This is a genomic window from Micrococcus sp. APC 4021, assembly GCF_030407635.1.
GTDB lineage: Bacteria > Actinomycetota > Actinomycetes > Actinomycetales > Micrococcaceae > Micrococcus > Micrococcus luteus.
This window is the reverse complement of sequence record NZ_JASDCZ010000133.1, coordinates 1-5,989: the sequence shown is the minus strand read 5'-3', so window position 1 is coordinate 5,989 and position 5,989 is coordinate 1. Positions and strand designations below refer to the sequence as shown.

Annotated in this window: 5 protein-coding genes; 4 read left to right on the top strand and 1 reads right to left on the bottom strand. The window is 73.2% G+C overall.

The window, feature by feature from the left end; translation table 11 throughout:
- The first annotated feature begins 244 nt into the window (after nt 1–244).
- From QL983_RS09940 to adhP, 4 genes are all read left to right on the top strand, one after another.
- A complete protein-coding gene (locus QL983_RS09940) occupies nt 245–682 on the top strand; it encodes a DUF779 domain-containing protein (protein ID WP_010079970.1) in 438 nt (145 codons plus the stop codon).
- Nucleotides 679–2,106 carry a helix-turn-helix domain-containing protein gene (locus tag QL983_RS09935; protein ID WP_122054740.1) on the top strand — a complete coding sequence of 476 codons (1,428 nt, stop codon included), beginning with the start codon at nt 679–681 and terminating at the stop codon, nt 2,104–2,106. Before QL983_RS09940 ends, QL983_RS09935 begins: the two co-directional genes overlap by 4 nt.
- 122 nt (nt 2,107–2,228) lie before the next feature.
- Nucleotides 2,229–3,752 (top strand): aldehyde dehydrogenase family protein, encoded by a 1,524-nt coding sequence (locus QL983_RS09930; protein WP_098094107.1) that lies wholly within the window; start codon nt 2,229–2,231, stop codon nt 3,750–3,752.
- A gap of 54 nt (nt 3,753–3,806) precedes the next feature.
- Entirely contained in the window at nt 3,807–4,838 is a 1,032-nt protein-coding gene (gene adhP, locus QL983_RS09925) for an alcohol dehydrogenase AdhP (protein WP_122054738.1), read from the top strand.
- Nucleotides 4,839–4,992: 154 nt separating this feature from the next.
- Here the strand turns inward: adhP and QL983_RS09920 are convergent, their stop codons facing one another.
- Entirely contained in the window at nt 4,993–5,898 is a 906-nt protein-coding gene (locus tag QL983_RS09920; RefSeq protein WP_122054736.1) for an alpha/beta fold hydrolase, read from the bottom strand.
- Nucleotides 5,899–5,989 lie beyond the last annotated feature (91 nt).

The following is a 5,989-nucleotide window of genomic DNA, read 5'->3' as shown; positions in this document are numbered from 1 at the left end:
TGTGTATAAGAGACAGTTCCCCACCTCCGCGCCACCCCCGCGCCGTGAGCCAGACGTTTCGGTCGTGATCAGCCCCTGATTGCAGCCGAAACGTCTGGCTCGCGGCGAAGCACCTGGCCCTGCGCGCGACCCAGCCCCCCGGTGCACCCTCCGGGGCGCTCCCATGACGCCAGGTGGGGTGACGTGGATCACGTTGCAGGCTAGGGTGGGGGGACCGACGATCGCCCATCCCCAGGAGGCCGCAATGACCGTGCCGTCCTCGTCGGCGGAGCATGCGCCCGCGCTCGAGGCTCGCCCCGAGATGCCGGGCGAGACCCTGTCCCGCGTCGCCATGACGTCCGCGGCGCTCGAGCTGATCCGCCGACTCCTCCCGATCCATGGCCCGCTCATGTTCCACCAGTCCGGCGGCTGCTGCGACGGGTCCGCGCCCATGTGCTATCCCGCCGGCGACTTCACGACCGGCGCCGCCGACGTCCTGCTGGGCACCTTCGCGCTGCCGGCCGAGGGGGACCAGGCCGCCGTGGAGATCCCGTTCTGGATGTCCGCCGCCCAGTTCGAATACTGGAAGCACACCCACCTCACCCTGGACGTGGTGGACGGGCGCGGCTCCGGCTTCTCCGTCGAGGCCCCCGAGGGCAAGCGGTTCCTGATCCGCTCGCGGTTGATGGCAGGCTCGGGATGAGCTCGACCCTCGCCACCGGCGCCTACCGACGCGCCGTGGACCGGGCCCACGAGTCCCTCGCCGCGGTCCGCCTGTCGCTCGCGCCGTCGTCGCCCACCGCTCCGGCCGGCGCAGACCAGGGCCTGCGCGCCGCCCTGCAGGGGCTGCGGCGAGAGGTCCGTGAGTCCTGGCTGCGCTCCCTCGGCGCCCTCACCCCCGCGGTACCCGGCCAGACCGACCCGGCCACCCTCTCCGACGACGACCTCGCCGCCGCCCGCCGAGACCAGCGCCTCGCCGTGGCCCTGCCGGTGGTCCGCCGCATGCTCATCCACCCCGCGGCCGAGGCCGGGATGCTCGCCGCGATCGGCAACGCGCGCGGCCACCTGCTGTGGGTCGAGGGCGACCGGACCGCGGTGCGCCACGCCGAGACCATGGGCTTCGTGGCGGGCGCCGACTGGTCCGAGGCGTCCATGGGCACCTCCGCCCCCGGCATCGTCCTCGCGACCGGCGCCCCCACGCAGGTCAGCCGCGGCGAGCACCTGAGCCCGCGCGTGCACCCGTGGAGCTGTTCGGCCGTCCCGCTCACGGACCCGGCCACCGGGCGGCTCGTCGGGGTCCTGGACCTCACGGGCGGGGAGGACGCCGTCAGCCACCTCGCCCTGCCGCTGCTCCAGGCCACCGTGGACGCCGTGCACGCCGCCTGGCGGGACCTGCCCGCCCCGTCCCGGGGCCGTCCCCGCGGCACCGCCCCGACGCCGGGCCCCTCGGCTCCGCCGTCCGCCTCGCCGGGGCCGAGCCCCGCCGCCGCGCCGCACCGCCACGACGCCGCCGCGGGCCTGTTGCGCGTCACCGGCCACCTGCCGCCCACGCTGGACGGGGTCGAGCTCACCGGCCGGCACGCCGAGATCCTCACCCTCCTCGCGTGGCACGGCCCGGGCCTGACCGGCGCCGAGCTCGAGGTCGCGCTGTATCCGGAGGAGACCGCCGGGCCCCGGCCCGCGCCGGGCGATTCCCCCGCCCGCGCCATCTCGCTGCGCGCCGAGGTGCATCGACTCCGCCGGGCGCTGCGGGACGTGGGGGCGCCGGTGGCACTGCTGTCCCGGCCGTACCGGCTCGTGGGGGAGGTGCACGCGGACCTGCTGTGCGCGCGGGAGGCGCTGCGCGCCGGGGATCTGGACCGTGCGCTGCACGCGGCGGCCGGGCCGGTGCTGCCGCGGTCAACGTCCCCCGGTGTCGCCTCGATCCGCGCGGAGCTGGGGGAGGCGCTGCGCGAGGCCGTCGCCCAGGACGCGGATGTCGACCAGCTCTGGGCCTACCTGGGCCGCCCCGAGGCCCGCGACGACGTCGAGCTCTGGGGCGCCGCCCTGCGTCTGCTGCCGACGGACTCGCCGCGGCGTGCGCTCGCCGTGGCCACGCTCGAGCGGATCGAGCGGGACCTGGCCTGACTCGGCCCGCCCCTCACCCGCGCTCGGCCGCAACCTTCGTGCAACCTCCTTGTGACTAGCGTCACAGCCACGGCAGGGCGCCACCCGGCGCCGAGGCAACCGCAGGCAAAGGAGCCAGCACCATGACCGTCTACGCATTCCCGGGCACCGAGGGAGCCAAGGTCGAGTTCAAGTCCCGCTACGAGCACTTCATCGGCGGAGAGTGGACACCCCCGGTCAAGGGCCAGTACTTCGAGAACGTCACGCCCGTGACGGGCAAGGTGTTCTGCGAGGTCGCCCGCGGCACGGCCGAGGACATCGACGTCGCCCTCGACGCCGCCTGGAAGGCCGCCCCGGCCTGGGGCGCCACCTCGGCGGCCGAGCGGGCGCTCGTGCTGCACCGCATCGCGGACCGCATGGAGGAGAACCTCGAGATGCTGGCGGTCGCGGAGACGTGGGACAACGGCAAGGCCGTCCGGGAGACCCTCAACGCGGACGTCCCGCTGGCCATCGACCACTTCCGGTACTTCGCCGGCGCGATCCGCGCGCAGGAGGGCGGCCTGTCCCAGGTGGATGAGGACACCGTCGCCTACCACTTCCACGAGCCGCTCGGCGTGGTCGGCCAGATCATCCCGTGGAACTTCCCGCTGCTGATGGGGGTGTGGAAGCTGGCGCCCGCGCTGGCCGCGGGCAACGCCGTCGTGATCAAGCCCGCCGAGCAGACGCCGGCCTCGATCATGGTGTTCATCGAGCTGATCGCGGACCTGCTGCCGGCCGGCGTCGTCAACGTGGTCAACGGCTTCGGCCTCGAGGCCGGCAAGCCGCTCGCGCAGTCGCCGCGCATCCGCAAGATCGCGTTCACGGGCGAGACGACGACGGGCCGGCTGATCATGCAGTACGCCTCGGAGAACATCATCCCGGTGACCCTGGAGCTGGGCGGCAAGTCGCCCAACGTCTTCTTCGAGGACGTCATGGCGGCCGACGACGCCTACTGGGACAAGGCGCAGGAGGGCTTCACCCTGTTCGCGCTGAACCAGGGCGAGGTCTGCACGTGCCCGTCGCGGGCGCTCGTGCAGGAGTCGATCGCGGAGAAGTTCCTCGACGCCGTCGTGGAGCGGACCTCGCGCATCGTGACCGGCAACCCCCTCGACACGGACGTGATGATGGGCGCCCAGGCCTCCAACGACCAGCTCGAGAAGATCACGTCCTACCTGGACATCGGCCGTCAGGAGGGCGCCGAGGTGCTGATCGGTGGCGCCCGCGCCGAGATGGAGGGCGAACTGGCCGGCGGCTACTACGTGCAGCCCACGATCTTCCGCGGGGACAACTCGATGCGCATCTTCCAGGAGGAGATCTTCGGGCCGGTGGTCTCGACGACCACGTTCACCGACTTCGACGACGCCATGCGGATCGCCAACGACACGCTCTACGGGCTCGGCGCCGGCGTGTGGTCCCGGAACGGCAACACCGCCTACCGCGCGGGCCGGGCGATCCAGGCCGGCCGCGTGTGGGTGAACAACTACCACGCCTACCCGGCCCACGCCGCGTTCGGCGGGTACAAGTCCTCCGGCATCGGCCGCGAGAACCACCTGATGATGCTCGACCACTACCAGCAGACCAAGAACCTGCTCGTCTCCTACTCCGAGGACAAGCTCGGGTTCTTCTGAGCCGACGCCGGCACCGCACGACCCCCCCTCCCCACTCCACGAAAGGTGATCCCCATGACCACGATGAAGGCAGCCGTCGTCACCCAGTTCGGCACAGAGGCCGACGTCACGGAGGTCGAGCGCCCGACGCCCGGCCAGCACCAAGCGCTCGTGAAGCTCATCTCCTCGGGCGTCTGCCACACGGACCTGCACGCGATGGAGGGCGACTGGCCGGTGAAGCCGACCCCGCCGTTCATCCCGGGCCACGAGGGCGTGGGCATCGTCGAGGAGGTCGGACCCGACGTCGAGAACCTCAAGGTCGGGGACATGGTCGGCAACGCGTGGCTGTGGCGAGCGTGCGGCCACTGCCAGTACTGCCGCACCGGGTGGGAGACGCTGTGCGAGGAGCAGGTCAACGGCGGCTACTCCGTGGACGGCTCGTTCGGTGAGTACATGCTCGTGGACGCCCGCTACGCGCCCGTGATCCCCGAGGGCGCGGACCCGATGGAGGTCGGCCCGATCCTGTGCGCCGGCGTCACGGTGTACAAGGGGCTGAAGCAGACCGAGGTGCGGCCCGGGCAGTGGGTCGTGATCTCCGGCATCGGCGGCCTGGGGCACATCGCGGTGCAGTACGCCGTGGCGATGGGCATGCGCGTGGTGGCCGTGGACGTCGCGGACGACAAGCTGGCGCTCGCCTCCCGGCACGGCGCGGAGCTGACCGTGAACGCGAACGTCGCGGACCCCTCCGTGGAGATCCAGGAGAAGATCGGCGGCGCCCACGGCGTGCTCGTCACGGCCGTGCACCCGCAGGCGTTCGGCCAGGCCATCGCGATGACCCGCCGCGGCGGCACCATCGTGTTCAACGGCCTGCCCCCGGGCGACTTCCCCGCGCCGATCTTCGACATCGTCCTCAAGGGCCTGACCATCCGCGGCTCGATCGTGGGCACCCGGCAGGACATGGTCGAGGCACTCGAGTTCTACGCGGCCGGGAAGATCCACCCGACGTTCCACACCCGCCCGCTCACCGAGATCAACGACGTGTTCGACGAGATGCGCCACGGCAAGATCGAGGGCCGCGTCGTCATCGACTACGCGATGCAGGACTGACGTGCCGCCTGGGCGTCGGCTGGGCGCGGGGTAGTATCGACACATCACACGCACCAGTGCGACGGCGGTCGTCCCGCCCGGAGATCCGGGCCGGGGCGGCCGCCGTCGTCGTCGCGGGGACGGGACGGGCCGCAGCGATTCCGGTGCGCGAGCCTCAGCGGGCCGCGGCCGGGGCGACGCCGTCGCGCAGCCACTCCAGCGTGGCCGGCCAGAAGGCCGGCGCGAACCGAGCGTGGAACAGTCCGAAGTGCCCGATCTCCGCGACACCGAGCTCCTCCGGCCGCACCCGCCAGCGCACCGTCCGCCGACCCGGCGAGTAGGCGTCCGCGCGGTCGAGGGCGGCGTCGGTGCCGAAGTCGTCGTCCACGGGCGCCACGATCAGCGCGTCCGCCGTGAACGCGGCCAGACGACGGCGCAGCTCGTCCCGGCCGGCGGTGGTGCGGGCGCTCGCGGTGAAGTCGCGGCGACTGCGCGCCCAGTCCAGGGCGACCCCGCGCGGCAGGTCCTCGAGCCAGCCGAGCCGCCGCCCCGGGAAGTGCCCGCGGGCCAGCGTGATCGCCGGCATCGCCGCGTGCCAGCGCGCCCACATCCGCGCCCTCCCCGGCCGCGCCCGGTAGTCCCGCCAGTGGGCGTGCTGCCCGCCGACGGCCACGTGCCGGGCCACATGCCGCGCCTCGTCCGCGAGCCCGATGCCGAACCCGCCGTAGCTGTGGCCCACCGTCAGGAGGGGGCCGGGCAGGCGCGTCCGGGCCCAGCCGAGCACGGCGTCCGCGTCGAGGGCGCCCCAGTCCGCCCACCGCGCCCGCCGCGCCACGGCGAACGGCTCACGGGACTCCCCGACGCCCCGGTAGTCGAACGTGACCGCGTGGAACCCGTGGCCGGCGAGGAACTCCGCGTAGCGCCGGTAGTACGTGGCCTTCACCCCGGTCGCCGAGGCGATCACCACCGCGCCGGCGGGCCGGGCCGGGGGCGTCGTCGTCGTGGGGGCGAAGTGGCGGGCCGCGAGCACGAAGCCGTCGCGGGCGCGGAGGCGCACGGGGGTGGAGGTGGTCTGCGTCACGCCGCCACCCTAGGTGTTGTGGGTCATGAGGTTCTTGCCACGGGGTACGGGCTGAGATGAGACGAGTGGGCCTCTCCCGCAGGATGGAAGT